Origin of the sequence: Bradyrhizobium sp. CB3481, assembly GCF_029714305.1 — a bacterium.
In the GTDB taxonomy this organism is placed as follows: Bacteria; Pseudomonadota; Alphaproteobacteria; order Rhizobiales; family Xanthobacteraceae; genus Bradyrhizobium.
The window spans coordinates 6118058-6144632 of record NZ_CP121647.1; the positions used below are offsets into that span (position 1 = coordinate 6118058).

Below are 26575 nucleotides of genomic sequence, written 5' to 3' on the forward strand. Positions count from 1 at the left end.
TTTTTCTTTTCTTTCTAGCACGGGGAACCGGCTGCGTCGCGGGGCGCGCAACATGAAAACGGCGGCAGCGATGTTTCGCTGCCGCCGTCGGCGCTTGTTCCTGAGGTGAGCACTCAGGTCGGCTTCAACGCCTTGTTGCCGAGATCGAAGTCGGCGATCTCCTTGGTGCGCTCCGAGCTTGCATGAGCCTGGTGGTCGGTCGCCAACCAGACATAGACCGCCGGCAGCACGAACAGCGTGAATAGCGTGCCGATCGACATGCCCGCGACCACGACGAGACCGATCGAGAAGCGGCTGGCCGCGCCCGCGCCGCTCGCCGTCAACAGCGGAATCAGGCCGGTGACCATCGCTGCCGTCGTCATCAGGATCGGACGCAGCCGGATGCGGGCCGCCATCTCGATCGCCGAACGCTTGTCGAGGCCTTCATTGAGCTGCAGCTCGTTGGCGAACTCCACCATCAGGATGCCGTGCTTGGTGATGAGGCCGACCAGCGTCAACAGCCCGACCTGGGTGTAGATATTGATGGTCGCGACGCCGAAGAACAGCGGGAATAGCGCGCCGACGATCGCCATGGGCACGCTGATCATGATCACCAGCGGGTCCCGGAGGCTCTCGAACTGCGCCGCCAGCACCAGGAAAATGATGATCAGCGCGAAGCCGAAGGTGATCGCGAGCTGGTTGCCCTCCTGCACATATTGGCGGGAGTCGGCGAGATAATCGTGACCGAAGCCGGTCGGCAGCTTCTTCGCTTCACCCTCCAGGAAGTCGACCGCCTGCCCGACCGTCACGCCCGGCATCGGCACCGCCGAGAAGGTGGCGGAGTTGAGCTGGTTGTAGTGCGTGAGCGAGTTCGGATCGGTGGCGGTCTCGATCGACACGATGGTCGACAGCGGCACCAACTGCCCGGTGTTGGTCGGGACGTAGTAGCCGCCAAGCGATTCCGGCGACAGCCGCTTCTCGCGCGGCACCTGCGGAATCACCTGATACGAACGTCCCTCGAGATTGAAGCGATTGACGTAGTTGCCGCCCAAGAGCGTCTGCAGGGTGGCGCCGACCTGCGCCATGTTGATGCCGAGGTCGCTGGCCTTGGAGCGGTCGACAGAGACGCGCACCACCGGCTGATTGAACTCGAGGTCGCTGTCGGACACGATGAACAGGCCGCTCTTGCGCGCGGCGTCTTTCAGCTTGGCCATCTGCTCATAGACGGCCTGGAAACCGGCGGTCGAGTTGATCACCATCTGGATCGGCAGGCCGCCCGGTCCGCCCGGCAGCGGCGGCAGGTTGAACGCGAACGCCTGCACGCCTTCGATCTTGCTGATTTCAGCCTGCACCAGCGGCTTCAGCTTGATCGAGGACCGCTTACGCTCCTCCCAGGGTTTTAGCAGCATGCCGGCGATGCCGCCCTGCGGCCCGTTGATGCCGTTCAGGACAAAGCGCAGATCGGTTTCGGGGAATTTGGCAAACGCCTTGTCGAGCTTGTCGCCATAGAAGTCGACGTAATCGATATTGGCGTATTTCGGCGCCTTGGTCACCGAGAACACGATGCCCTGGTCCTCTTCCGGCGCCAGCTCCTTGGCGGTGTTCATGTAGAGGAAGCCGACCAGACCCAGCATCGTCAGCGCGAACAGGCCGGTGACCGGCCGATAGTCGAGCGAGCGGTCGAGCTGACGGCCGTACCAGCGCGTCATCGCGCCGAACACACGGTTGACCAGCCGGGCAAAGCGCCCCTCATCGGCGCTCTTGAGCAGCACCGAGCACATCATCGGCGACAGTGTCAGCGCGATGACGCCGGATACGATCACCGAGCCTGCGAGCGTGAAGGCGAATTCGCGGAACAGCGAGCCGGTCAGGCCGCCGAGGAAGCCGATCGGCGCGTACACCGCGGCGAGCGTAATGGTCATCGAGATGACCGGACCGACAATTTCGCGCGCGCCCTGCAGCGACGCCTGTACGGGCGTCTTGCCCTCCTCCAGATGACGATGGATGTTCTCGACCACCACGATCGCGTCGTCGACGACGAGGCCGATCGCCAGCACCATCGCCAGCAGTGTCAGAAGGTTGAAGCTGAAGCCCAGCGCCAGCATCAGACTGCAGACGCCGATCAGCGACAGCGGGATCGTCACGACGGGAATGATGACCGACCGGAGCGAGGCCAGGAACAGGAAGATCACGACCACGACGATTCCTACGGCCTCGATCAGCGTGTTCTTCACCTCATCGATTGATGACTGAATGAACTTGGTGGAGTCATAGGCCACCTTCATCTTCATCGACGGCGGCAGGTTGCGCTCGATCTCCGGCATCAGCGCGCGCACGCCCTTGACCAGCGTCAGCGGGTTGCCTTGCGGCGTCGCCTGCACGCCGATGAAGATCGCCCGCTCGCCGCTGAAGGCGACGCTCGCATCAGAGCTCTGGGCGGCAAGTTCGACGGTTGCGACATCCTCGATTCTGACGAAGCCGCCGTCCTTGGACTTGACGATCATCTTCTTGAACTGCTCGAGGTTGCGCAGGTCGGTATTGGTCTGGATGTTCGAGACGATGAAGTAGCCCTTGGCCTGACCGGCCGCGGCCTGGAAGTTGTTGGCGGCAATCGCCTGCGAAACATCGCTCGGCGAGACGCCGCGCCCGGCCATCTTGACCGGATCGAGCCACAGACGCATCGCAAAGGTCTGGCCGCCGAGAATGTCGGCCGACGCCACGCCGTCGACCGTCGACAGCACCGGCTGGACCACGCGCGTCAGGTAGTCCGAGATCGCCGAGCCCGAGAGCTCATCGCTGGAGAAACCGAGATACATCACGGCCGTGGTCTGACCGGTGGTCTTGGTCACGATCGGATCGTTCGATTCCTTCGGGATCAGGTAGCGGACCGAGTTCACCTTGGCGAGGACTTCGGTGAGCGCCTGGTTCGGATCGAAATTCAGCTTGATGTAGACCTGGATCGTGCTGGTGCCTTGCACGGAGGACGAGGTGATGTAGTCGACACCCTCGGCGGAAGCGACCGCCTGCTCGATCGGGGTGGTGATGAAGCCCTGGATCAGGTTGGCCGATGCGCCGGGATAAACCGTGGTGACGTTGACCACGGTGTTCGACAGCTTCGGATATTGCCGGATCGGCAATACGCTGGCGGCCCGCAGGCCGATCAGGAGGATCAGCAGGCTGACGACGATCGACAGGACCGGACGCTTGATGAAAATATCGGTTAAGGCCATCACAGAATTATCCCGCTGAGTTCAGCATTCCGGGCACGGCCTCCCCATGGAGACCGCCGCCTGTCTTTTCTCGCCAGCGCGGCCCTGAAGGCCGCGCGATCGTCCGTCAGTAACGCGGCGGCTTCGCCGGAACCGGCGGCACCGGATCGTTCGAGATCTCCACCGCCGCGCCCGACTGCAGCTTGAGCTGGCCGACCGCCACGACGCGGTCGCCCTCCTTCAACCCCTTCAGGACTTCGGCCCGTCCTTCGACGCGGTTGCCGGTCTGCACGAAGGTTCGTGTCACCGTGAGGCTGGTCTTGCCGTCCTCTGCCTTCTTCTCGGTCAGGAGGTAAACCGAGTCGCCATAGAGCGTGTAGTCAACAGCGGTTTCCGGCACGGTGATGACGGGCGGCTTCTCCGGCAGCACCACGGTGGTGGTCGCGAACATGCCGGGTTTGAGGATCTTGTCGGGGTTCTGGATCGTCGCCTGCACGCGAATGTTGCGCGTCTCAGTCGCGATCTGCGGCTCGATCGTCGTGATCTTGCCCTCGAAGGTGCGGCCCGGATAGGCATCGACCGCGATGCGGACGATCTGGCCGACCTTGAGCTGTCCGGAATCCTTTTCCGTCACGGTGAAGTTCGCAAACAGCACCGACAGGTCGGTCAACGAGACGATCTGCGTGCCGGCGGTCAGATATTGTCCGACTTCGACCTTGCGAACGCCGAGCTCGCCGTCGAACGGCGCCCGCACCAGCTTCTGCGAGATGATTGCTTCGGTCTTGGCGATGCCGGCGCTGGCCTGGTCGAACACAGCCTGGGCGTTGTCCACCGTCGCCTGCGGTCCGACCTGGCGCTCGGCCAGTTGCTTGGCACGATCGAGCGAAATCTGCGCCACGCGCTGCTGCGCCTTGTAGTTGGCGAGATCGCCCTGCTCGGGTCCGTCGAACAGCTGCACCAGCGGCGTACCCTCCTTCACGGCGGCGCCCGCCTTGAACATGATGTCGGTGATGCGGCCGTTGACGTCGGAGGTCACGTTGACCTGATGCACGGCGGCGAGATCGCCGACCGCGGTCAGGAGATTCGGAATGGTTTCGGACTTTGCCGTGGCGACGTTGACGCTGATCGGCGGCGGCGCCTTGCTGAAAATCTGCTTGAACAGATTCGGCAGAAAGACAAACTTGAAGAACACGAGAACGCCGACCACCAGGGCCAGCAGCGTCCCAACGATGAGGAACCAGCGCACCAGCTTGACCGGCCGCTTGTGCGGCTTCTCGGTAATCGGCTTGCCCGAAAGTTTGGGTTCAGTCACGATATTCATGTCATGCACTTTCTGCAGTTACCGATTGTCCCGGGGTCGGTGACAGCTCGCCGTCCAGATGAGAAGCAATTGCGGCCTCGGTAAGTCCGATGCCGCGCAGGATGAATTGGGTAAGCTGCCGCTCCAGGTCGGCAGCGTTGCCGTAGGAAAGACAGGGCACGGCGGGAAGCCGCGTCAGCGCCGCCATCAGCACGGTATGGTGCGCGAACCAGAACAGGTTGAGCGGATCGCTGCCGATCCGCGCCGCATCGCCGGCCGCAACCGCGCTTTCGATCGACGCCTTAAACACCGGCCCGATCAGGCCGCCGATCTTGTCATAGAGCAGCCGCGCAAACTCGCCGTCGTCGAGATGGCTCGTCGTCATCAGCCGCAGGCGCTGCGCTTCCTCCTGGTCCGAGCCGTCGGATACTTCAATGAAGTGGCCGACCATGCCCTTGACCAGTTCGACCAGTGTGGCAGTTGAAGGCTCCTGGCCGAGCAGGTTTGCGAAATCCGGATCGGCCTCGCACTCCTCCGCCAGGATTTCGGCATAGAGCGCGGCCTTGGATGGGAAGTGCTTGAACAACAGCCCTTCCGAAATAGCCGCGGCGGCCGCCACGCTCTTGGTCGTGGTGCCGGCAAAGCCGTTACGGGCGAAGCATCGCTTGGCGGCGCTCAGGATCAATTGGCGCCGCAAGTCACTGGTCATGCGCAGGCTAGACATGGGCGCGTGAGTAATTACTCACCTTGACGAAGTCAAGGATCTATTGCAGCGCACCCGGCGGATTCTGTTGCGGGGTGATGTTAAAGCCACAACCTCATCATCTTGTTTGGTCACGATTTTTCCGAGAATCGGGCGCTCATCTTCAAGCTTATTCTAAATAGGCCGCAACCCCAGCGCGCCCATCAAGACGCCCGTCGGGCATCGAGCTGCCGGCGTCGCGCCGGCTTGACGCGCCCTCCGCGGCATCTAAGATAGTTGCATATGCGACTAATTATCGGTCGCGAGGACGTCGGTCTTCCCAAAACATTGGCGAGCCATGGTTTTAGAAGCGAACGAACTGGCGGCGACCTTCGACCTCGAAAAGCTGACGCCGGAGTTCTACGCCAATCCCTATCCGACCTACCGCGCGCTGCGCGAGACCGAGCCGGTCAAGCGGCTGCCGAACGGCTCGTATTTCCTGACCCGCTATGACGACCTGGTGGCCGCCTACAAGAACACCAAGGCCTTCTCCTCCGACAAGAAGAAGGAGTTCTTGCCGAAATACGGCGACTCCCTGCTCTACGAGCACCACACCACGAGCCTCGTCTTCAACGATCCGCCCGCGCATACCCGCGTCCGGCGGCTGATCATGGGCGCGCTGTCCCCGCGCGCGATTGCCGGCATGGAGGCCGACCTGATCCGCCTGATCGACCGCCTGCTCGATGCCATCGCGGCCAAGGGCAAGGTCGACCTGATCGATGATTTCGCCGCCGCGATCCCGATCGAGGTGATCGGCAATCTGCTCGACGTGCCGCAGGACGAGCGTGAGCCGCTGCGCGACTGGTCGCTGGCGATCCTCGGCGCGCTGGAGCCGGTGATCGGCGCGGAGGCGTTCGCCCGCGGCAACAAGGCGGTAAAGGACTTTCTCGCCTATCTGGAAGTGCTGGTGGCGCGGCGGCGGGCGAGGCCCGGCAATCCCGACCGTGACGTGCTGACACGGCTGATCCACGGCGAGGACAATGGCGAGCGGTTGACCGAGAAGGAGCTGCTGCACAATTGCATCTTCCTGCTCAATGCCGGCCATGAGACCACCACCAACCTGATCGGCAACGGCCTGGTGACACTATCGGGCCATCCGGGCGAGAAACGGCGGCTGATCGAAGACCCCACGCTGATCAAGACCGCGATCGAGGAAATGCTGCGGTTCGAGAGTTCCAACCAGCTCGGCAACCGCATGAGCGTCGAGCCGTTCGAACTCGGCGGCATTGCGATGCCACCGGGCACGGGCGTGACGCTGTGCATCGGCGCCGCCAACCGCGATCCCGCGCAGTTCGCCGACCCTGAGCGTTTCGACATCGGCCGTACGCCGAACCGGCACCTGGCCTTCGGCACCGGCGCGCATCAATGCGCCGGGATGGCGCTGGCGCGGCTCGAGGGCGCGATCGCGATCGCGCGCTTCCTCGCGCGCTTTCCGGATTATGCGCTGCGTGGCGAGCCGGTCCGCGGCGGCCGGGTGCGCTTTCGCGGCTATTTGAGTGTGCCTTGCACGGTCAGCTAGCACTGTGACGAATTGCATCAGCTTCGGCGTCGCAAAATCGTGAACGATTGCTACGCTTGCGCGTTGACTCCCCGGGCGACGAAGCACGAGGGAGTTGCGACCATGCTTCCGCGCGGTGTTCGCCTTGCAGCGCTTTTTCTTGGTGCCTCCGCGATCGCGCTGAGCACCGGTTCGTTTGCCCAACCAGGAGGAAGAGGCCATGGCCCACCATCTGGAGCAGCCGCACCGGCTGCCCGACCGGCGGGGCCGCCACCTGCCATGGCGCGCCCGGCGGCGCCGCCGGCGATGGCACGTCCAGCAGCACCTCCGGCAATGGCACGACCAGCCGCACCGGCGTTCCGTGCGGCTCCTCCCATGCAGCGTCCGGCGATGGCTCCGCATGCCGCGCCACGTATCGCTGCACCGCCACGACCGGCCGCACCGCACATTGCTGCGCCGCGGCCCCAGATCCATCGTGCCGCACCGCCGCAGCGGCCGGCCATGGCGCGGCGTCCCGAGCCGCGCATTGCCGCACCATCGCGTCAGGGCCCACCGCCCGCGGCCGCGCGGCAATCGCGAGGCGAACAAATCGAAACGCGTGCGCAGCAGCGTGCACAACGCATCGAGGAACGGCGCCAAGTCGTGCAGGAGCGACAGCGCGGCATGCTGACGCGCCAGAGCACGGAGCGGCAGAGCCGCATCGAGCGCATGCAGCAGCGTGTGCAGCAATTGCAGGGGCAAAAGCCGGAAGGCGTTCGGGCGCAACGCGCGCAGCAGCGATTGCTGCAGACCGAAAACCGCCGGCTGCAGCGCGAGCAGCGCATGCTGCAAAGCGACCAAGCCCGCCTGCAGCGGATGGGGCCGCAGCCCTCGGCTGAACGATCGGCTTCTGCCGCCGCGCAGGCCGCGGCCCGCGGACGTTTTTCCACCCAATTCCGCAGCAATGATGCCATGCAAGCCCGCGCGGCACTCACGGCGCGAGAGAACGCCTGGGCACCTCGCCATGCCTGGCGGCGCGGTCACCGCGCAGCCTTTGTGGCCTGGCTCGGCCCCGTGTTCTGGCCCTACGCCTATTCCGACATCTTCAGTTACACCTTCTGGCCCTATGCCTATGATCCCGGCTACTGGGCCTACGCCTATGACGACTTCGTCGACACGGTGTTCTGGGGCGCCGACAGTCCATATTCCGCCTATGCCAGATATCCCGAGCCCGGCGCCGCGATCACTGGCTATCAAACGCGCAAGCATCCGACCGCGAGCCGGCAGACGCTGCGGGAATTGTGTGGAGCGCCCGGCGACGGGGTGACCGCCTGGCCGATCGCCTCGATTGCGCGCGCAGTGCAGCCGACGCCCGAACAGCGCGCGCTGCTAGACGAATTGAAGGCCGCCGCGGCGAAGGCCGCCGACGCGTTCAAGGATTCTTGTGCCGATTATTATGGAATGACACCGCCCGGCCGCTTGCGGGCGATGACGACCCGCATCAGTGCAACGCTCAACGCGGTCAGGATCGTACGGCCGGCGCTCGAGCAATTTTACAATTCGCTGAGCGACGAGCAGAAGGCGCGCTTCAACGCCCTCGGCCCGAACGTCGGTGAAGGTTCGCAACAGCCGCAACAGGAAGCAAACGCGCAAGGCGAGCGCTGCGGCGAGCCGAAGTCCAGCCTCACGCAGTTGCCGATCGATCGGATCGAGGCCGTGATACATCCGGCCGGCAACCAGAAGGAAGCGCTCGACCGCCTGAGCCAGGCGACGAAGAATGCGGTTGAACGGCTGCAGGCCGCCTGCCCCGACGACGTCCCGCTTACCCCGCTTGGACGGCTCGAAGCCATGGAAAAGCGGCTCGATGCAATGCTGCAGGCCGCCGCGCTGGTGCAGCCGGCATTGGATGAGTTCTATGCCACGCTGAGCAACGAGCAGAAGGCGCGCTTCAATACGCTGCAACAGGTGGCAGGCCAGTGAGCTAACCCAACCCTTTCAAGCGAGGCTCGCATGAGATGGCGAGACGGACGCATGCGGAACCGAGTGCTCATGATGATGGCGGTGGGCGGGATAGCATACGCGCTTTCATCGCCGTTCGCCCTGCCGCAGGACGCCTCCGGACAACAGGCGTTCAACAATTCCTGCCGGACCTGTCACATGGTACGCGAAGGCGACAATCGGCTCGGCCCCAATTTGCACAAGATCATCGGACGGAAAGCAGGATCTCTGCCGGAATACGCCTTCTCCAGCGCGATGAAGGAAGCTGGCTTCGTCTGGGATGAAGAGAAGCTCGATCGCTTCATCGCCAACCCCGAGGAGGTCGTACCCGGCAATAACATGAAGCCGTATGGCGGTCTCTCCTCGAGCGAGGACCGAAAGAAGATCATCGCCTTCCTGGCCGAAGGGCGCTGACGCGCGGCCTTGAACAGCTCTTGAGAACGACGGTCGGCTACTTCATGCGCACTGACGCTAAGGCGCGTTCCAGCGCCTCGGTCACGATGATCGCCGAGCGCTCGTCGAGATGAACGCCGTCTGCCCAGCGCAGCTCGCCTCGGTCTACTTCGATCGGCAACCACCGGTTCGAATCCGGAAATGCGGCGTGGGCAATCTGCCGCGTGGTGGCGGCGTATCGCGAGGCTTCGATCGGCCCCGAATAAGGAATCTCAAACAGAAATACCCGTGCGCCGCGCAGTTCGATCGTGCGGATCAACTCCGCGATCCGTTTCTCATTGAACTGTACCATATCCGTCGGATCTTCCGCCTCGAACTGTTGCAGCGCGCGATCCGCATAGATCCGGTTGTCGAAGTCGCTTGGCGGCTGCGCGGTCAATCGGCGCAGATTGACCGCGACCTGCTCATGCGCAAGCGGGGCATGAAGCCGCTGCTCATAGGCGGCGATCGCAGCCCTGACAGGGCGAAAGAACCACGGCTCGCTGTCGCTGCGCGCATAAAGTTCGACCAGCGTGGCATCGACCGGACGGGCAAGCACGTTAGCCTCGACCAGAATGATCGCCGGAAGATGCGGCTGGCTCGCGACGATTTCCAGCCCGGTAACCGGTGAGCCGCCGGCCAGTGCCAGATTCCGCAAGCCCGGCGTTGCAAAATATTCCTCCTTGAGGCGGAACGCGATCGAGCTGCCGACCAGTACGATGTCGGGCACGGGCTCGCGCAGGTAGCGGCTCAGGGTGGTCAGCGTGCCGTCCCGCGTCGTGGTCGCCGGCATCTGCAGCCCGGTGCCGAAACGCGCCGTCGCAAAACCGCAGGCGATCAGCACGACCGCCGCGCCGACACTGCATTTCATCAACCACCTGATAGCAGACACTTTTCTCATCCTAGAACTGAAAATAAATGAACGAGGTTTCCGGGCCGGCCTCCAGATACATCAGCGCGGCCATCGAGCCGTAGAGATATGGCTCCGCCCAGCGTAGCCTTCCCTCGGAAAGCGCACGGAAACCAAGATGCTGGATCATGACCGGCAGCGAATAGAGCAGCGCCAGGCTGTAGAACAGCTTTGTCGGATTTGGGTTTGTGCCCGGCGTGAACATTCCCACGAGATAGCCGAGCGCGTGGTCGAAGTTCGGTAGCTTGAAGAAGATCCAGAGCATGCTGACGAAGACGAAGACGACCGTCATGCGCGCCGCCCGGAACGCCGCAAGGTCGATCGAGCCCAGCCGCGCCAGCAAGGGGCGTTCGAGCACCAGCAGCAGACCGTGCATCAATCCCCACGCCAGATAGCTGAGGCCGGCGCCATGCCAGAGGCCGCCGAGACCCATCACGATCATCAGGTTCAGATAGGTCCGCCAGACACCATGACGATTGCCGCCGAGCGGGATGTAGAGATAGGTGCGCAGCCAGGTCGACAACGAAATATGCCAGCGCGTCCAGAACTCGGAGAACGAGGTCGAGATATAGGGAAGATTGAAGTTGATCGGCAGGCGGTAGCCGAACAAGAGGCCAAGGCCGAGCGCAATCGCCGAATAGCCGAAGAAGTCCGCATAGATCTGGTAGCTGTAGAGGAAGATCAGCAGCCAGCGGTCCTGGGTCTGCAGCGTCTCATGGAGCGGGTAGCTCATGTAAGACGTCATCTCATTGAGGTTGTTCGCCACATAGAGCTTGAAGAAAAAGCCGGCGAGAATCCATTTCGCGGCCTCGACGAACGGAACGTCCGCAAAATATTTCGGCTTGATCTGCGGCATGAATATTTCTGCTCGCGTGATCGGACCGGACACCAGCTGCGGAAAGAAGATGATGTAGAGGAAGACCCCGGTCAGCGTCGGTGGCGCCGGCTTCTGCCGGGTAAGATCAACCAGCAGGCTGATGTTGTGGAAGACGAAAAACGAAATGCCGATCGGCAGCGGCAGCTTTAAAAGAAAATCCAGCGGCGCAAAATCGGTCAGGCGCGGGGAAGCCGGATCGAGAAACAGGAACTTGTATTTGAAGAAGGCGAGCAGCGCGAAATTGAAGACGATGCCGACCGGCAGCCAGACCCGCCGGTTTCGCAAGGCAAGGATCAGGAAGAGATAGGTTCCGAAAACTGCGACAGCGAGCAGCGCCAGCAATTCCGGCTGGCCGTATCCGTAAAAGAACAGGCTGGCGAACACCAGCAGCTGGATCTGAAAGCCCCGCAGCGCCGGCAGGTAATAAGCCGCGAACACGAGCGCGACGAAAACGCCGAACTGCCAGGATGTGAAAGTCATGCCGCCCCAACGGATGTCGGGGAAGCTCTAGCATTTCGGTTCGGGAGGGCATAGCCGGAACCGGGGCTGCCGGTGCGGGCCCGGCCGCCGCGCGATCCTGCCCTTGTGTCAGGAAGCGCTAATTGCCGGCGGTATTGAAGCGCGAGAGATCGCAATCCCGTTCGGCATATCGCACACGCCGCAGGCCCTCGCTATCCTCGATCACGGTCGGCCGGCAGCGGGCGTTCCAGGCGGCCTGGCCGGCTTCGTCGGCCTTCAGTTCTTCCGCCGTCCGGGGCGCGACCTTCACCATGGCGCGACCGCCGACATAGAAATTGGTCTGCTGGCTCGGAAGCAGCGGCGCGCCGGAGGCGATCGCCGCGGCCTTGGCATCTGCAGCAGCCCTCGCCGCGCGTGCGGCCGCTGCGGCGTCCGCCGCGTGGCCGTGGTCCATCGCGAATTGCGCTGACGCGGACGAGACCGAAGCGACGAGAATCGAGATTGCGATGAAGAAGCGCATTGCCCTGCCTCTTGAAATGACTGCCCTGTCAGCAATGACGGACAAGCATTGAGGCGCCGTAAAGCAGCGTGACTAACCGGATCGCAATTTGGTCGATAAAGATTTAGCGGTTGTTCGGGCGCGGCAAGGCGGCGGAACCATCGGGCTCACAGGCCCGGAAATGCTCCCCGCCAGTTGCGAGGAGCAGAGGCAGATTAATCGCTGCTGCGACCGAACTCGCAGCCCTTGCGCGCATAGACCAGGCGGGTGACGCCTTCCTCATCATAGGTGCGCCGCGGCTTGCAGAACGCTTCCCACTTCTCGATGCTGGCGCGCCTTGCTTTCTCGTCTTCCTGTTCCTGCTGCGCGTTGCGCGGCGCATCATCCAGATAGGAAGTCGTGCACACCCTGCCAAAGAACTTGCTGTAGGTGCAGCGCTCCACGACCTGCCAGGCCTGTGCCGACGACGACAGCAGAACGAGGGCCGCAATTGCGTAAAGAGTTTTCATGGTGTCGCTCATCGCTCGCGGAGAAACGTTCTCCATGCGGCGTAGCTAGCGCCGGAGTTCTCACGGGCGCAACGGTAACCCTTTGTTAATCTAAATAGCTGCGCAAAAGGTTAAATCCGGAACCGCGCGCTGTCTCACGGCGCGACGCTATCAGAAAACACAACTCACGGCAGTTCACATACGAGACAACAGCGTGCGCAATTGAGACAGCTAACAAGCGACCTCGACACACGACCCTCAGACCACCGTGCGGTGCCGCGCGATACAGGTCTGTAAAACCTCGTCCATCGGCCTTCCCCACCAGTCGTTGGAGAAGATTTCGATCTCGGAATAGCCGGCAAAGCCCTGCGCCTCGACCGCTGCTCGCGCGGATTTGATGTCGATGACGCCGTCGCCCATCATGCCGCGGTCGTTGAGGATGTCCTTTGTCGGCACCAGCCAGTCGCAGACGTGAAATGCGAGCAGGCGGTCTTTGCCGGCGCGCGCGATCTGCGGCATCAATTCCGGATCCCACCAGATGTGATACACGTCGAGCGCAACGCCGAGCGCGCCGGTGCGTTGCGGATCGAGCTGGTCGCAAATATCAAGCGCCTGCTTCGTCGTGTTCACGCAGGCACGGTCCGCGGCATAGGCCGGGTGCAGGGGCTCGATCGCGAGCGGCATGTTGGCCCCCCTCGCATATTCCAGCATCTCCGCGATGGCGTCATGCACCTGTGTACGCGCAGCCACGATATCCTTCGATGCCGTGCTTCCGGGGCGCGAATATTGCGGCAGGCCGCCGACAACGAGCACGATGCACGGCGCGCCCAGCGCCTTGGCTTCGTCCACGGCGCGGCGGTTGTCGTCGCGCGCCTCGATACGGTGCGCGGCGTCCGCCGTGAACATGCCGCCGCGGCAGTAGCCAGATAATTCGAGTCCTGCGTCGCGCACCGTCCGCACCGCGCGGTCAAGACCGACGGCCGCAACCTGGTCGCGCCAGGGATCGATGGCGCGGATGCCATGTCGCGCGCAGGCTTCGATGATGGCGACGAGATCGCCCTGCTTGCGGACGGTTGCCGTATTCAGCGACAGCCAGCGATGATCCGAAGAGAAATCGCGCATCAAGGTTCGATGCCGCGCGTTGCCAGCACCGTCTTCATGCGCCGCGTCGCCAGTTCGGGGTTGGAGAGCAGCCCGGCCCTGTCGGCGAGGCGAAATAGTTCGGCGAGATGCAGCGTCGAGCGCGTGCTCTCCTGGCCGCCGACCATGGTGAAATGGTCCTGATGGCCGTTGAGGTACGCCATGAACACGATACCGGTCTTGTAGAACCGCGTCGGCGCACGGAAGATATGGCGCGACAGCGGCACCGTTGGGCCCAGCACATCGTGAAAGCCGGCCTCGTCGCCGGCGGCAAGCCGCGACAGCGCGTAGGATGCCGCCGGCGCGATGGCATCGAAGATGCCGAGCAGCGCGTGCGAAAAGCCTTGCGCGTCGCCGGCGATCAATTCGGCATAGTTGAAGTCGTCGCCGGTATACATCTTGACGTTCTCATCGAGGCGCCGGCGCATGTCGATTTCGCGCTGCTTGTCGAGCAGCGAGACCTTTACGCCGTCCACCTTGGCCGCGTTGGCGTTGATGATGGCGACCGCCGTATCCATCGCCTTGTCGAGATCGGTCGTGCCCCAATAGCCCGCCAGCGCCGGGTCGAACATGTCGCCGAGCCAGTGGATGATCACGGGCTCGCGTACCTGCGACAGTACGCGATTATAGACTTTTGCGTAATCGTCGGCGCTGCGGCCGAGCTTGGCCAGCGCGCGCGAGGCCATCAGGATGATCCGGCCGCCGGCCTTCTCCACCGCCGCGATCTGTTCCTCATAGGCGCGGATCACGTCATCGATCGATTTGGCATCCTCCACTGCGAGGTGGTCGGTGCCGGCGCCGGAAAACACCAGCGCATTGCCCCTCGCCTTCGCGGCCCTCACCGAGCGCTGAATCAATTCCAGCGATGTCGGCCAATCCAGCCCCATGCCGCGCTGCGCGGTATCCATGGCTTCAGCGACGCCAAGGCCGAGGTCCCAGACATGCTCGCGGAACGCAATGGTGCGATCCCAATCGATCGCGGCGCTGAGCCAGGGATCGTTGTCGGCAAGCGGATCGGCGACCGTATGCGCAGCCGAGAAGGCGACGCGGTTCAGCGTGCCCTGAAGCTTCGCCGGAAACGTCTGCGACGCCGCCAGACGATAGGTCTCGATGGAACGTTCCGCGGTCGGCAGTTTCAGGAACAGCGATGACATCGGCAGGACAGGCTTGTTCATGCTTGGGCCTCCTCACACCTTGATCGGGGCAACGTCGATCCAGCGCCGCTCGCGCCAACTCTGCAGCGCGCATTCGGCAAGCTGCACGCCCTTGGCGCCTTCCAGCAGCGTGAACTTGTAGGGTGCGTCCTCGCAGACGTGGCGGATGAACATCTCCCACTGCTCCTTGAAGCCGTTATCGTAGACGGCGTTGTCAGGAACCTTCTGCCAATCGGCATAGAAATCATGCGTGCGCTTTTCGTCCGGATTCCACACCGGCCGCGGCGTTGCCTGGCGTGCCTGGATCACGCAATCGGTCAGGCCGGCGACTGCCGAGCCGTGGGTGCCGTCGACCTGGAAGGTCACGAGGTCGTCGCGATAGACCCGCGTCACCCAGCTCATGTTGATATGCGCGATCACGCCGCCCTTGAGGCGGAAGGTGGCGTAGGCGGAGTCATCGGCGGTCGCCGTGTATTTCTTGCCTTTCTCGTCGAAGCGCTCGGGGATATCTGTGGTGCCGAGGCAAGAGATGCTCTCGACCTCGCCGAAGAGATTGTCGAGCACGTAGCGCCAGTGGCAGACCATGTCGAGGATGATGCCGCCGCCGTCCTCGCTGCGGTAGTTCCACGACGGCCGCTGCGCCTCCTGCCAGCCGCCCTCGAACACCCAATAGCCGAATTCGCCGCGCACCGAGAGCATGCGGCCGAAGAAGCCGGAATCGCGCAGGAAGGCGAGCTTCTTCAGGCCCGGCAGGAACAGCTTGTCCTGCACCGTGCCGTGCTTGACGCCTTTGGCGTTGGCGAGCTTGAGCACCGTGACCGCTTCCTCGAGATTGGTCGCGATCGGTTTCTCGCAATAGACGTGCTTGCCGGCCTCGATCGCTTTCGTCAGCAGCGAAGGGCGCGCCTGCGTGGTGGCGGCGTCAAAGAAGATCGTGTCGTTCTTGTCGGCGAGCGCCTTGTCGAGGTCGGTTGACCAGCGCTCCACGTTGAAACGTTTTGCCAGCCGCTCCACCTTCTCGGCGTCGCGGCCGATCAGAATCGGATCGGGCAGCATGCGGTCGCCATTCGACAGCAGCACGCCGCCCTGGTCGCGGATCGCGATGATGGAGCGGATCAAATGCTGGTTGAGCCCCATCCGGCCGGTCACGCCGTTCATGATCAGGCCGAGGCGTTTGGTCGTCATACTGCTTTCTCCAGGGAGTTTTTGGCTATGGGCTCGGCAAGCGGCGACATCGCGGACCAGTCCGGATGTACTGAAGTGGCGAAGCCCGGTGTCGTCAGCGATCCCGTCAGGAGATCGCCGTCATGGACAGCGAGACGAACCTTGCCGCCGTCGCGGGTGTAGAGATCGGGATGACCTGCGAGAAACGCTTCCGCCTCGGCGGCCGGCGTGTCGCCAAATCCATCGACGTAATGGTGGCCGTTGCGCTCGGCATGGGTGACGCCGATCAGCGCGCCGAGCGCGAGATCCTGCTGCACGGCTAGCCCCGCCTGACAGGTGAGATCCTCGCCCGTAACGAAGCATTTTTCGCCTGCCGCGCTCCATCGGGCGGCGCGGGTCGCGTTGATCACCGACTTGTAGATGCCCTTGCAGGATTTCGAGGAGATGCCGCGATAGCCGAGCGCCCGCGCGATCGGGAAGGCGTCGTAGGAATCATCCGCCTCGTCGACAATGAAATCGCGCCGGGCCAGCGCACCAAGCGGTGACTGGCGCGTGATGTCGCGCGGCATCGGCTGTTCGATGTAAAGTAATTTTGACGCAATCGGCCGCAACGCGGCGTCGCGGTCGAGGCGGTCAATCAGCGCGCCGAGAACGGCGAGGTCGGAATATTGCTCGTTGGCATCAAGCGTGACGCGGTAATCATGGGACAGCGTGGCCAGCTCGTGGCCGATTCGAATCAGGCGGTCGGCATCGTGCGCGGGATCGCCGTTGAGCTTGAGCTTGAAATAGCGCGCGCCGGCGTTTTCACGTGCATCGGCGACACCGCCCTCGCCTTCGACCTCGTCGTCCATGCCGACCGTATGTCTGATGGCCACGCGCTCCAGCCGCTTGCGGCTGGCGAGGAGCTTGGTCACGTCACCATCGCCGATATCGCGTGACAGGCGCGCATCGATGCCGGCGATGTTGGCCGCCATGCCATCGAAGAAGTTGGCGCCGGTGCAGCGCAACAACGCATCCAAAATCGCCTTGTCGATTTCGGCCGGCCCGTAAGCTGCCGCCAGCGGCGGGATGTCCTCGGCGGCGCAGGCCTCGATTTGCGCGCTGATACAAGCAGCATGCAGACCGAACGCGGTCTCTAAGCCGGAATGTGCCAGATAGATATCCCGCGCGATCAGCAGCGAGCGGCGCAGCTCGGTCACCGTCTCCTGCGGCGAGAGATGCGGCCGCTTGTCGAACCATTTGGCGACCAGAAACTCGGCGCTTGCGCCCGTCGCCCTGCCTTTGCCTTCAACCTCGATCTCGACCCGCACAAAAGCCTGCGGCGTGCCGTCGATGACAACCGCGCCGAACCGGAACGGCCGGGCGAAGGCGACCTGCCGTTCAAAAAAGGAGATGTCCTTTATGGCTAGACGTGGCGGCATCGAAAGCCTGTCTCAATCCAGCGCGCTTTGGGTGAAGAAGTGCTTGCGAATCCGCTGCACCAGCTCGGTGAAGGCCGGATCGGCCATCGCATCGAGCGAGCGCGGACGCGGCAGCGGCACGTCATAGATTGCCGCGATCGCGCCGGGACGCTCGGTCATAACAAGCACGCGGTCCGCCAGAAACACCGCTTCCGGGATCGAATGCGTGATCAGGAGTACGGTCTTGCCGGTCTCGCGCTGGATGCGCATCAGTTCGACATTCATCTTCTCGCGCGTCATGGCATCGAGCGCGCCGAACGGCTCGTCCATCAGCATGATCTTGGGATCGTGCACCAGCGCGCGGCAGATCGAGGCGCGCTGCTGCATGCCGCCAGAGAGCTGCCAGGGCAGCTTCTTCTCAAACCCTTCGAGGCCGACCAGCTTGAGCAGCGACTTGGCGCGCGGCAGATATTCGTCGCGCGGCAGCTTCTTCATGTCGATCGGCAACATCACGTTGGAGAGGATGTTGCGCCAGGGCAGCAGCAGCGCATTCTGAAACACGATGCCGACATTGCCGTGCGGTTTCGTCACCGGCTCGCCATCAACGGTGATTTCGCCGGTCGAGGGCGCGAGCAACCCCGAGATCATCTTCAGCAGCGTGGATTTGCCGCAGCCGGACGGGCCGACCACGACGAAGAACTCGCCCTCGTTGATATGGAAATCCAGCGGCCGCAGCGACGGCACGTCGCCGTCGCGCGACCGATAGGTTTTCGAGACGCCCGAAAGCGTAATCCCCGGCGCCGCGCTGCCGGCGCGATCCGATACCAGCCGCAGATGCGCGGCCGGTTGATTGATCTCGATTGGTTTGGTCGCCGGGTTCATTCAGATGAGTCCATTTGGAAAAGTCTCGCTCCGCCGTCGTCCCTGCGAACGCAGGGACCCATACGCCGTGCCCTTTCGTTTGGGCAGCCTGGCAGAGACCTTCTGCAACAACACAGGCCGGTGGTTATGGGTCCCCGCGTGCGCGGGGACGACGATGGAATTTTTAACGCCTGCTCACGAACCGCCCTGCGGCAGGTAGTCGTTGGTATAAAACGCCTTCGGATTGTCCTTGGCCTTGGCGTCCAGCCCGCCATACTCGACCATCAAATTGACCGTGTCGGTCATGTTCTGGTCGGTCACCTGGAACGGCCGCTTGGCCTTGGTTTCAGCCGTGCGGTAAAGCGGAATCGTCAGCTCAAAGCCCTGCGTCAGCGTTTCGATCTTGCCGCCCTTCGGGTTGGCGTCGAGGATCGACTGCGCCGCGCCCTTCGGGTCCTTCTCGGCTGCTTCGACCGCCTTGGTCGTTGCCGACATGAAGCGCTTGACGAGGTCGGCATTGGCCTTGACGAAGTCGGTGTTGGCGACGATGCCCGAGCAGACCATGTTGATGCCGTAGTCGGCGAACTTGATCGCGTTGACGTCCTTGCCGGTCGCGTCCTTGATCTTCATCGACTGGTCCATGACGTAGCCGAGCAAGAGATCGGCCTGCCCGTTGATGACGGCGTTGAGCTTGGTCTGGCCGTCGCCCGCTACCGTCTGGAAATCGCTTTCCTTCAGGCCGGTCTTCTTCAGGAACAGCGGCCAGATCTGCGTCATCGAGTCGGCCGGCGTGATCGCCACCGTCTTGCCCTTGATGTCCTCGGGCTTCTTGATGTTCTTCTCGACAAAGCCCATCGCCGACATCGGGCTGGTCTGCAGCAGCACGCCGGTGGCAACGATCGGCGCACCCTTGACCGCCGCGCGCATCATGGTGGGCACATCGACATAGCCGAAATTGGCGGTCTTGGCCGCCACGGCCTGCGTGGTCGCTGCGGAGCCGCGGCCTTCCTGGATCTCGAGGTCAATGCCCTCGGCGGCGTAGATGCCCTTGGCCTTGCCGTAATAGAACGGCGCGTGCTCGCCATAAACGTACCAGTTCAGCATCAGCACCACCTTGTCGGCGGCCGATGCCGGAAGCACCGAAAGCGCGGTCCAGATCAGGGCGGCGGAGACCGCCGCTATCGTTCGTATCATTGTCTTCCTCCCTTTGCTTCGTCATTGCGAGCGAAGCGAAGCAATCCATCTCTCAACTTGCGGCGCCATGGATTGCTTCGCTGCGCTCGCAATGACGTCATCTGCTATCGTTCCAACGGTAATTTCACGAAGCGAAAATGATGTCGTCACGCTGGCTGACGTGCCAGGGGATCACGAGGCGCTCGATGCGATCGACGACCCAGAACAGCACGACGCCGAGCAGCGCGAGGATCACCAGCGCGGCAAACATCGTCGGCAGGTCGAACGTTCCGATCGAGCGCTGCATCACATAGCCGATGCCGGAATTGGAGCCGACGAACTCGCCGACCACGGCGCCGACGACGGCGAGCGTGACCGATACTTTCAGGCCGGAGAAGATCGCCGGCATAGCATGCGGCAGGTTGACGGCGCGGAACACCTGAAAGCGGCTGCCCTGCATCGCGCGCGCGAGATCGACCATGTCAGGATCGACCGATTTGAAGCCCTGCACGGCGGAGACCACGACCGGGAAGAATCCCAGCAGGAATGCCGAGATTACTTTCGGAATGATGCCGAAGCCGAACCACACCACGAACAGCGGCGCGATCGCGATCTTCGGCACGGACTGCGAGAATACGAGCAGCGGATAGACATAGCTTTCCACCGTCTTCGATCCCGCAATCAGCATGGCGACGGGGATGCCGAATACCGCCGACAGCAGGAAGCCGCAAATGGTGGCGTAGGTGGTCGGCCAGGACTGCCGCAGCAATTCCGGCCACTCCGTCCGCAAGACCGCCACGACATCGCCGGGCGCCGGGATCTGATAGGCCGGAATCTGGAACAGGCGGATGGTGACGTCCCACATCACCACGATGAAGATCAGGAACAGAAACGGCCGCACCCACGCCGCGTTCAGCGCTTTCGACAAGCCACTTTCAGCCTTCAACTCGGCCACGTTGCGCTCCCTGGTATCGTCTTTTCGGAGGAGAAATTAACCCGTTGGATAAATACTGGCAAGCGGGTTTTCGTGCGGTATTTTGTCGTTCCTGCTCACACAGGAACCCATAACCACGAACGTTAATTGTCAAAGCAAGATCAACGACTACCGCCTCAAGTCGAAAGGCCGCAGCGTATGGGTCCCGGCTTTCGCCGGGACGACAGAATCACACCGGCTGATGCTCGGGCGACCGTGCCCCCTGCGCGATGGCCTTGCCAAAATCCGCGGTCGATTTTCCGGTCAGCGCCGCCAGCACCAGCGCCACCATGTGGGCGAGGCGCTCGTCCCGCGCCTCCTTCTTCAGGAGGTCGCGGCCGAAGATCACGGAGAGCGTCGCGCTGTTGGACAGATAGAAGAAGCACAGCGCCGCGATCGAAATGTAGAGCTGAACCGGATCGACGGCGACACGGAAATCGCCGCTGACGACGCCGCGCGTCACCACGGTGCGGATCATCTCGACGAACGGGGAATGCATCGACTTGACCTTGGTCGAGCGCTTCAGGTGGCGCGCCTTGGCCAGGTTTTCGGTGTTCAGCAGCGCCAGGAATTCGGGGTTACGGAGAAAATAATTCCATGTGAAGTCGATCAGACGCTCGATCGCTTCCGGCGGATCGAGATGCTCGAGATCGAGCTCCCGCTCCTCGGAACGGATCTTCTCATAGGCGCCTTCCAGCACCGTGAGATAGAGGTCCTCCTTGTTGCCGACGTGGTAGTACAGCATGCGCTTGTTGGCGCCGGCATTGGCCGCGATGCGATCGACCCGCGCGCCAGCCAGGCCGTGGGCGGCGAATTCCTGCTTGGCGGCCTCGAGAATCCGAAGTCGCATCCCCTCAGGGTCGCGTTGCCATTTCTGTCCGCGTTTTGCCTTTGCCAAATCAGTTGCCCGATGGATGCACGAAGCAAGCTGTAGCATGCGAGAGGCGCTTTGAGAACGGATCACCCTCCCCTGGAGGGGCGTGACGGGGTGGGGTGATCTCTCCACTCGGGCACTGTTGGATGACGAGAGACCGTCACCCCACCTCGGTTCGCATTTCATGCGAACCGATCCTCCCCCTCCAGGGGAGGATAAGCTCTTTCGCCCTTCCCCGCCGATGGCTGCACCAATAGTGTCGGCACGCCGCAGGTCCCCTTCCGCACCGTCATGACCCGCGTGCCCGGCTTGCGGCCGGTGCGGATTTCGGAGACGTCGGCGCCGGCCTGGACCAGCCGCGCATGGACGGCGTCGATGTCCGCGATGCGCCAGCACAGGCCGTATAATTTATCCTGCGTCGTATCGGCCTGCTTGCCCGGCCGGTGCGTGATCTCGACGATGAGGTCGCCGCAGCGGAAGAACATCAGCCGGCCCCAATCGGGATGCGAGCGGTCGAGTGCCATGTCGAGGCCGAGCCGTGCGCCGTAGAGGGCAGCGGCGTGCTCGGGGTCCGAGGTCGAAACCACGACATGGTCCAATGCCGTGATCGCGGCGGCCGTAGTTGGCACCGACGGCGGCCGCTCCTTGTCACGCTCGAGGAAGAACAGGCGGACGCCGCGCGAGGCCTCCGTTGCGGTCCGCGTGCGCCTCCAAGACAGCGTCGCACCCGAGATCGCATCGCGGCTCTCGACCTCCGCGATCGCCTCCGGCTGCAACGCCAGCCGCTCGAGCCGGCGATGCATTTTCGCGATGTCGCCGGTCCGGAAGCAGATGCTCGCCAGCCCCTCGCCCTGCGCATCGAGTACGGCGCGGATGCGGTCCGCATCCATGCCCTCCCCGTTCGGGGCCACCAATTCCAGCGTGGTGTTGTCAAGCGTGAACAGGACGCGGTCAGCGCCCCCGCCGCCATACTGCCAGGCCGGCGCGCGGGCAAACAGCGTCTGGTAGGCGGTGGATGCCGCGTTGATGTCGCCGGTGAGAATGACGACGTGGTCGAGGTCAGTGATCACGGGAACAGGCCTCGCGTGTTCTTGGCGGCGCGCACCTTCTCCACCCCGATCGCCATCGCCGCGGTGCGGTGCGGAATCTTGTCTGCCTTGGCGCGTGCCAGCATGGTGTCGAAGGCGCGATCGAGGATGGCGTATTCGCGCCGTGTCACCTCTTCTTCCTCCCAGAACAATTGCTGCAGGTCCTGCACCCACTCGAAATAGCTGACCACGACGCCGCCGGAATTGCAGAGAATGTCGGGGATCAGAAACACTTCGCCCTGGCGCTTCTCCAGCACCAGATCGGCCTCCGGCGTGGTCGGGCCATTGGCGCCCTCCGCCAACACGCGGCATTTGAGGTTTTCCGCGACCTTGGCGTCGATCACCCGCTCCATCGCGGCCGGCACCAGCACGTCACACTTCAAAGTGAGGATCTGCTCGGGGTCAAAAGTCAGCTGGTTGGAGAAGCCGGCGATGCTGCCATGGCTGCCGGCATGCCGCATCAGCGCCGGAATATCGAGGCCGGCCGGATCGTGCAGCGCGCCGGTGTGATCGCTGACGGCGATGATCTTTAGGCCGTAATTGTGCAGTTCCAGCGCGGCATAGGAGCCGACATTGCCAAACCCCTGGATCACCGCGGTCGCCGTGCCCGGATTGATCGACAGCTCCTTGAGCACGCGTTTGGCGAGATAGGCGACGCCGCGGCCAGTCGCCTCGCGCCGGCCGAGCGTGCCGCCCGACGAGACCGGTTTGCCGGTGACGATCTCGGTCACGGTTTTGCCCTGGTACATCGAATAGGTGTCCATGAACCAGGCCATCACCTGCTCATTGGTGCCCATGTCGGGCGCCATCACGTCGGTGTGCGGGCCGACGAACGGAATCATCTCCTGCATGTAACGCCGCGACAGACCTTCCAGTTCGCGCTTGGAAATCGTGGAGAGATCGACATTGACCCCGCCCTTGGCGCCGCCATACGGCAGCCCGACAAGCGCACACTTCCAGCTCATCCAGATCGCCAGCGCCGCGACCTCGCCGATGTCGACGGAGGGGGCGAATCGCGTGCCGCCCTTGGTGGGGCCAAGTGTGAGGTGATGCTGCACCCGGTAGCCTTCGAACACCGCGACCGTACCGTCGTCGCGGTGAATCGGACAGGAGACGGTGATCGCCCGCTTCGGCATCAGGATACGGTCGCGCTCGTCCATCGGGATTTCCAGATGGTTGGCGATGACGCCAAATTGGTTAACCGCCATGTCGAAGACGGGACCGGAATAAACGGTCATCATTCCCTCCACTTTTGTCGCGCCGCCGGGAAACCCGGGCAGCCGTCAGCCGTTATACGGCAGTATGCCCAATACCTCTAAGGACAAGACCTTCTCAGGAAGACCTCCAAGTACAGGACCCAAGGACGGTCGTATTCTCCTCATACTCCCATCTCAAGCTGCAAAGACGGCACGGTTGCGAATAATTTCAGCGAATGCATCCGATAACCGGTGCTAATGTGTGTACGCCGGGGCCGGGATAACCCAAGCTCATGACGGAAAACGAATGCAGGCTCTCTTCATCGGACAGACCTATATCGACGTCACCTTCATCACCGACCACATGCCGACCGGCGACGAAAAACATGTGGCTTCCAACTATGCGGTGTCGTTTGGCGGCAATGCCGTCACTGCGGCGTTCTGCTGCGCCAAGCTCGGCGTCGTGCCCGACCTGATCGCGACCGTCGCCAATGACTGGCTCGGCCGCATGTTTCAGGACATGGCCGCGAAATACGGAATCTCGATCCATCCGCGCAAGGTCAACTCCTCATCGCTGTCGTTCATCATGCCGAAGGACGGCAAGCGCGCCATCGTGCGCTGCCGTGACGACGAGCACATTCATCCCTTCCCGATGCTCAACCTGAAGGGCTGCCGCGCGCTGCATGTCGACGGCCATCAGCCCGATGCCGCCATTCATTACGCAAAGCTCTGCCGCGAGGACGGCATTCTGACCTCGCTCGACGGTGGCGGCCTGCGCACCAACACCCACGAGCTGCTGCAATTCATCGACGTTGCTATCGTCGCCGAGCGCTTGTGCGAGCAGATGGACAAGACGCCGGAGGCCATGCTCGATTATCTCAAGAGCCGCGGCTGCCGGGTCGGCGGCGTCACCATGGGCGAACAGGGCCTGCTCTGGTATGACGAGACCGGCGCGGTGCGCAAGCTGCCGGCGCTGCCGATCGCCGCCGAGCGCGTCATCGATACCAACGGCGCCGGCGACGTATTCCATGGCGCTTACGTGTTTTCCTATCTCAACAATCCCTCAAAAGGCTGGCACGAGCATTTCGAGTTTGCGCGTGCGGCCTCGACCTATAAGATCCAGCGCCTCGGCAACGAGGCTGGATTGCCGACGCTGGCCGATATCGACGCGGTCAAGCAGGAATTCCAGATCGGGCGCAAGAAGGAATTTTGGGACTAGAGATGGGGCGTGTCTTCGTCGCCGGCAGCATCAACATGGATGTGGTGGCAACCGCCAGCCGGCATCCCAAGGTCGGCGAAACCGTCGCGGGCCAGGCCGTGCATTATTTTCCGGGCGGCAAGGGCGCCAACCAGGCGGTATCAGCCGCAAAGCTTGGTGCGCCGGTCACGCTGATCGGCCGGCTCGGCACGGATGCGTTCGGCCGGCAACTCCGGCAGTTTCTTGAGCTGCAGGGCGTCGATCTCGCTCTGGTCAAGGACAGCGCTGACATCCATACCGGGACAGCCATCATCACCATCGCCGATGCCGACAACACGATCGTCGTCGTGCCCGGTGCCAATGCGCTGGTCAGCGCCGAGGATGTCGCCGCCCCCGCGCTCGCCAGAGGCGACGTTGCTGTGAGCCAGTTCGAGATTCCGCAAATGGCGATCGCTGCCTTCTTCAAGCGTGCCCGCGCGGCCGGCGCCGCCACCATCCTCAATCCAGCGCCGGCGCTTGCCTGCGGCGCCGAATTGCTCGACCTCGTCGATATTCTCGTCCTCAACGAGACCGAGCTCGGGCTGCTCGCACAGGCCGAGCTTCGCGATACCGACGAGCCCGCTCGTTTCGTTGAAGCCGCGTGCCGCCTCCCGACGGCCTCGGACAAGATCATCTGCGTCACGCTGGGCAAGCGCGGCGTGCTCGCGCTCATCGGCGGCGAGCCGTCGCTGATCGAGGGACGCGCCGTGAAAGCGGTGGACACTACCGGCGCCGGCGATTGCTTCGTCGGCGCCCTCGCCGCCCAGCTTGCCAATGGCAAGCCGATCCGCGACGCGCTTCAATACGCCAATGCGGCCGCGTCGATCTGCGTGCAACGGATGGGCGCCGCGCCGTCGATGCCGACCGCCGCCGAGGTGGCTGCGCTATCAGCTATTTGAGGGCCTGCAATTCATCATATTGCGCGCGCGTCCACCCCGCCCCGAGGGATGCATCATTATGCAGCGGGATCGCCGCCTTTCGGAACGCCTCCCGGTCGGGCTCGATCACAGTCATGCCGAGCCGCTTCAACTCGCCGGCCAAAATCCGCTCAGAGGCCTCGATCGCTTCCGTTGCCTTCGCGGCGGCTTCCTGCAACGTATCGGCAAAGAGCTTGCGATCTTCCACCGTCAACTTGTTCCAGACGTGACCGCCGACCACCGTTACCATCGACTCGGTGATGTGGCCGGTCAGCGCGATGTGGCTCTGCACCTGATAGAATTTTTTCGCCATGATGGTCGGCAGCGGATTCTCCTGGCCGTCGACCAGCCGCTGCTGGAGCGCCGTATAGACGTCGGAAAAAGCGATCGGGATTGCATCGGCGCCGACCGACTTGGTGAACATCAAAACCAGCGGCGCCGGCGGCACGCGCAGCTTCATGCCCTTCATGTCCTGTGGGATGCGGATAGGCTTGTTGGCCGTGACATGGCGCTGACCGTAATAGGTCAGCGCCACGATCTTGTGTCTCGTCTTGTCCTCATAGCCCTTCGCCAGTTCGGCAAACAACTTGCTGCCGCGGTAGGCCTTCCAGTGCTCGAAGTCGCGCAGCATGAACGGCGCGCCGGTGATGCCGAGCGGCTGATAGGTCGCCGCGGCGAAATTGATCCCGACATAGACGATATCGATGGCGCCGGCGCCGAGCGCTTCATTGATCTGATTCTCATTGCCGAGCTGGGAGGCCGGAAACACCTCGATATCGAACCTGCCGTTACTGCGCTTCCTGATCTCGCTGGCCGCCCAAAGCGCCTCGGTGTGGAAGGGTTCGGTGACCTCGTAGACATGCGCCCATCTCAGCTTGGTCTGCGCCGATGCCGGGCCGCTTGCAATCCAAGCGACGATGGCAGCGCCAATCAACCCGAGATAGCACGCACGAACAGACATATACCCTCCGAGGATGGACCGCCGGAGACTCATGACGGACCTTCCGCGGCATGGTTGCCGAAATGGA

The 26575-nt window shown here is 63.1% G+C and carries 23 protein-coding genes; 5 read left to right on the forward strand and 18 right to left on the reverse strand.

The window, feature by feature from the left end:
* Positions 1-113: 113 nt before the first annotated feature.
* From QA643_RS29830 to QA643_RS29840, 3 genes are all read right to left on the reverse strand, one after another.
* On the reverse strand, positions 114-3209 hold the full coding sequence (locus QA643_RS29830) for a MexW/MexI family multidrug efflux RND transporter permease subunit (protein WP_283034974.1): 3096 nt from the start codon (positions 3207-3209) through the stop codon (positions 114-116).
* 106 nt (positions 3210-3315) lie between these two features.
* Complete coding sequence (locus QA643_RS29835) at positions 3316-4509, reverse strand: efflux RND transporter periplasmic adaptor subunit (protein ID WP_283029236.1); 1194 nt, start codon at positions 4507-4509, stop codon at positions 3316-3318.
* 1 nt (position 4510) lies between these two features.
* Positions 4511-5212, reverse strand: coding sequence for a TetR/AcrR family transcriptional regulator (locus tag QA643_RS29840; protein ID WP_283029237.1), 702 nt, complete (start codon positions 5210-5212; stop codon positions 4511-4513).
* Between the two features lie 316 nt (positions 5213-5528).
* Between QA643_RS29840 and QA643_RS29845 the strand changes: the two genes are divergently transcribed.
* From QA643_RS29845 to QA643_RS29855, 3 genes are all read left to right on the forward strand, one after another.
* The gene (locus QA643_RS29845; protein ID WP_283029238.1) at positions 5529-6749 is read left to right on the forward strand and encodes a cytochrome P450; all 1221 of its coding nucleotides are present in this window, start codon (positions 5529-5531) and stop codon (positions 6747-6749) included.
* A gap of 621 nt (positions 6750-7370) precedes the next feature.
* Positions 7371-8687, forward strand: coding sequence for a Spy/CpxP family protein refolding chaperone (locus tag QA643_RS29850; RefSeq protein WP_283029239.1), 1317 nt, complete (start codon positions 7371-7373; stop codon positions 8685-8687).
* 51 nt (positions 8688-8738) lie between these two features.
* Positions 8739-9119, forward strand: coding sequence for a c-type cytochrome (locus QA643_RS29855; RefSeq protein WP_283029240.1), 381 nt, complete (start codon positions 8739-8741; stop codon positions 9117-9119).
* A 37-nt stretch (positions 9120-9156) separates the two neighbouring features.
* On the opposite strand, the gene QA643_RS29860 is transcribed toward QA643_RS29855, so the two are convergent.
* The 14 genes from QA643_RS29860 to QA643_RS29925 all read right to left on the reverse strand — a co-directional run bounded on the left by QA643_RS29860 (position 9157) and on the right by QA643_RS29925 (position 23435).
* Positions 9157-10029 carry a hypothetical protein gene (locus QA643_RS29860; RefSeq protein ID WP_283029241.1) on the reverse strand — a complete coding sequence of 291 codons (873 nt, stop codon included), beginning with the start codon at positions 10027-10029 and terminating at the stop codon, positions 9157-9159.
* A 10-nt stretch (positions 10030-10039) separates the two neighbouring features.
* A complete protein-coding gene (locus tag QA643_RS29865; protein WP_283029242.1) occupies positions 10040-11404 on the reverse strand; it encodes an MBOAT family O-acyltransferase in 1365 nt (454 codons plus the stop codon).
* 118 nt (positions 11405-11522) lie between these two features.
* On the reverse strand, positions 11523-11903 hold the full coding sequence (locus QA643_RS29870) for a hypothetical protein (protein WP_283029243.1): 381 nt from the start codon (positions 11901-11903) through the stop codon (positions 11523-11525).
* Positions 11904-12097: 194 nt separating this feature from the next.
* Positions 12098-12391, reverse strand: coding sequence for a hypothetical protein (locus QA643_RS29875; protein ID WP_283029244.1), 294 nt, complete (start codon positions 12389-12391; stop codon positions 12098-12100).
* 237 nt (positions 12392-12628) lie between these two features.
* On the reverse strand, positions 12629-13492 hold the full coding sequence (locus QA643_RS29880) for a sugar phosphate isomerase/epimerase family protein (protein WP_283029245.1): 864 nt from the start codon (positions 13490-13492) through the stop codon (positions 12629-12631).
* Positions 13492-14685 (reverse strand): dihydrodipicolinate synthase family protein, encoded by a 1194-nt coding sequence (locus QA643_RS29885; protein WP_283029246.1) that lies wholly within the window; start codon positions 14683-14685, stop codon positions 13492-13494. The genes QA643_RS29880 and QA643_RS29885 overlap by 1 nt, the downstream gene beginning before the upstream one ends.
* A 12-nt stretch (positions 14686-14697) precedes the next feature.
* The gene (locus QA643_RS29890) at positions 14698-15849 is read right to left on the reverse strand and encodes a Gfo/Idh/MocA family oxidoreductase (protein WP_283029247.1); all 1152 of its coding nucleotides are present in this window, start codon (positions 15847-15849) and stop codon (positions 14698-14700) included.
* Complete coding sequence (locus QA643_RS29895) at positions 15846-17249, reverse strand: hypothetical protein (RefSeq protein ID WP_283029248.1); 1404 nt, start codon at positions 17247-17249, stop codon at positions 15846-15848. The genes QA643_RS29890 and QA643_RS29895 overlap by 4 nt, the downstream gene beginning before the upstream one ends.
* 12 nt (positions 17250-17261) lie before the next feature.
* Positions 17262-18110, reverse strand: coding sequence for an ABC transporter ATP-binding protein (locus tag QA643_RS29900; protein ID WP_283029249.1), 849 nt, complete (start codon positions 18108-18110; stop codon positions 17262-17264).
* A 174-nt stretch (positions 18111-18284) separates the two neighbouring features.
* Entirely contained in the window at positions 18285-19283 is a 999-nt protein-coding gene (locus QA643_RS29905) for an ABC transporter substrate-binding protein (RefSeq protein ID WP_283029250.1), read from the reverse strand.
* A 124-nt stretch (positions 19284-19407) separates the two neighbouring features.
* On the reverse strand, positions 19408-20217 hold the full coding sequence (locus tag QA643_RS29910) for an ABC transporter permease (protein WP_283029251.1): 810 nt from the start codon (positions 20215-20217) through the stop codon (positions 19408-19410).
* A gap of 208 nt (positions 20218-20425) precedes the next feature.
* Positions 20426-21085, reverse strand: coding sequence for a TetR/AcrR family transcriptional regulator (locus QA643_RS29915; protein WP_283029252.1), 660 nt, complete (start codon positions 21083-21085; stop codon positions 20426-20428).
* A gap of 206 nt (positions 21086-21291) precedes the next feature.
* The gene (locus tag QA643_RS29920; protein ID WP_283029253.1) at positions 21292-22179 is read right to left on the reverse strand and encodes a VOC family protein; all 888 of its coding nucleotides are present in this window, start codon (positions 22177-22179) and stop codon (positions 21292-21294) included.
* Complete coding sequence (locus QA643_RS29925) at positions 22176-23435, reverse strand: Glu/Leu/Phe/Val dehydrogenase (RefSeq protein ID WP_283029254.1); 1260 nt, start codon at positions 23433-23435, stop codon at positions 22176-22178. The genes QA643_RS29920 and QA643_RS29925 overlap by 4 nt, the downstream gene beginning before the upstream one ends.
* 265 nt (positions 23436-23700) lie before the next feature.
* Between QA643_RS29925 and QA643_RS29930 the strand changes: the two genes are divergently transcribed.
* Both QA643_RS29930 and rbsK read left to right on the forward strand, forming a co-directional pair.
* Positions 23701-24612, forward strand: coding sequence for a sugar kinase (locus QA643_RS29930; protein WP_283029255.1), 912 nt, complete (start codon positions 23701-23703; stop codon positions 24610-24612).
* A gap of 2 nt (positions 24613-24614) precedes the next feature.
* Complete coding sequence (gene rbsK / locus QA643_RS29935) at positions 24615-25529, forward strand: ribokinase (RefSeq protein WP_283029256.1); 915 nt, start codon at positions 24615-24617, stop codon at positions 25527-25529.
* Here the strand turns inward: rbsK and QA643_RS29940 are convergent.
* Positions 25522-26508, reverse strand: coding sequence for a sialic acid TRAP transporter substrate-binding protein SiaP (locus tag QA643_RS29940; RefSeq protein WP_283029257.1), 987 nt, complete (start codon positions 26506-26508; stop codon positions 25522-25524). The two genes, rbsK and QA643_RS29940, sit on opposite strands and share 8 nt — an antisense overlap.
* Between the last annotated feature and the right edge of the window lie 67 nt (positions 26509-26575).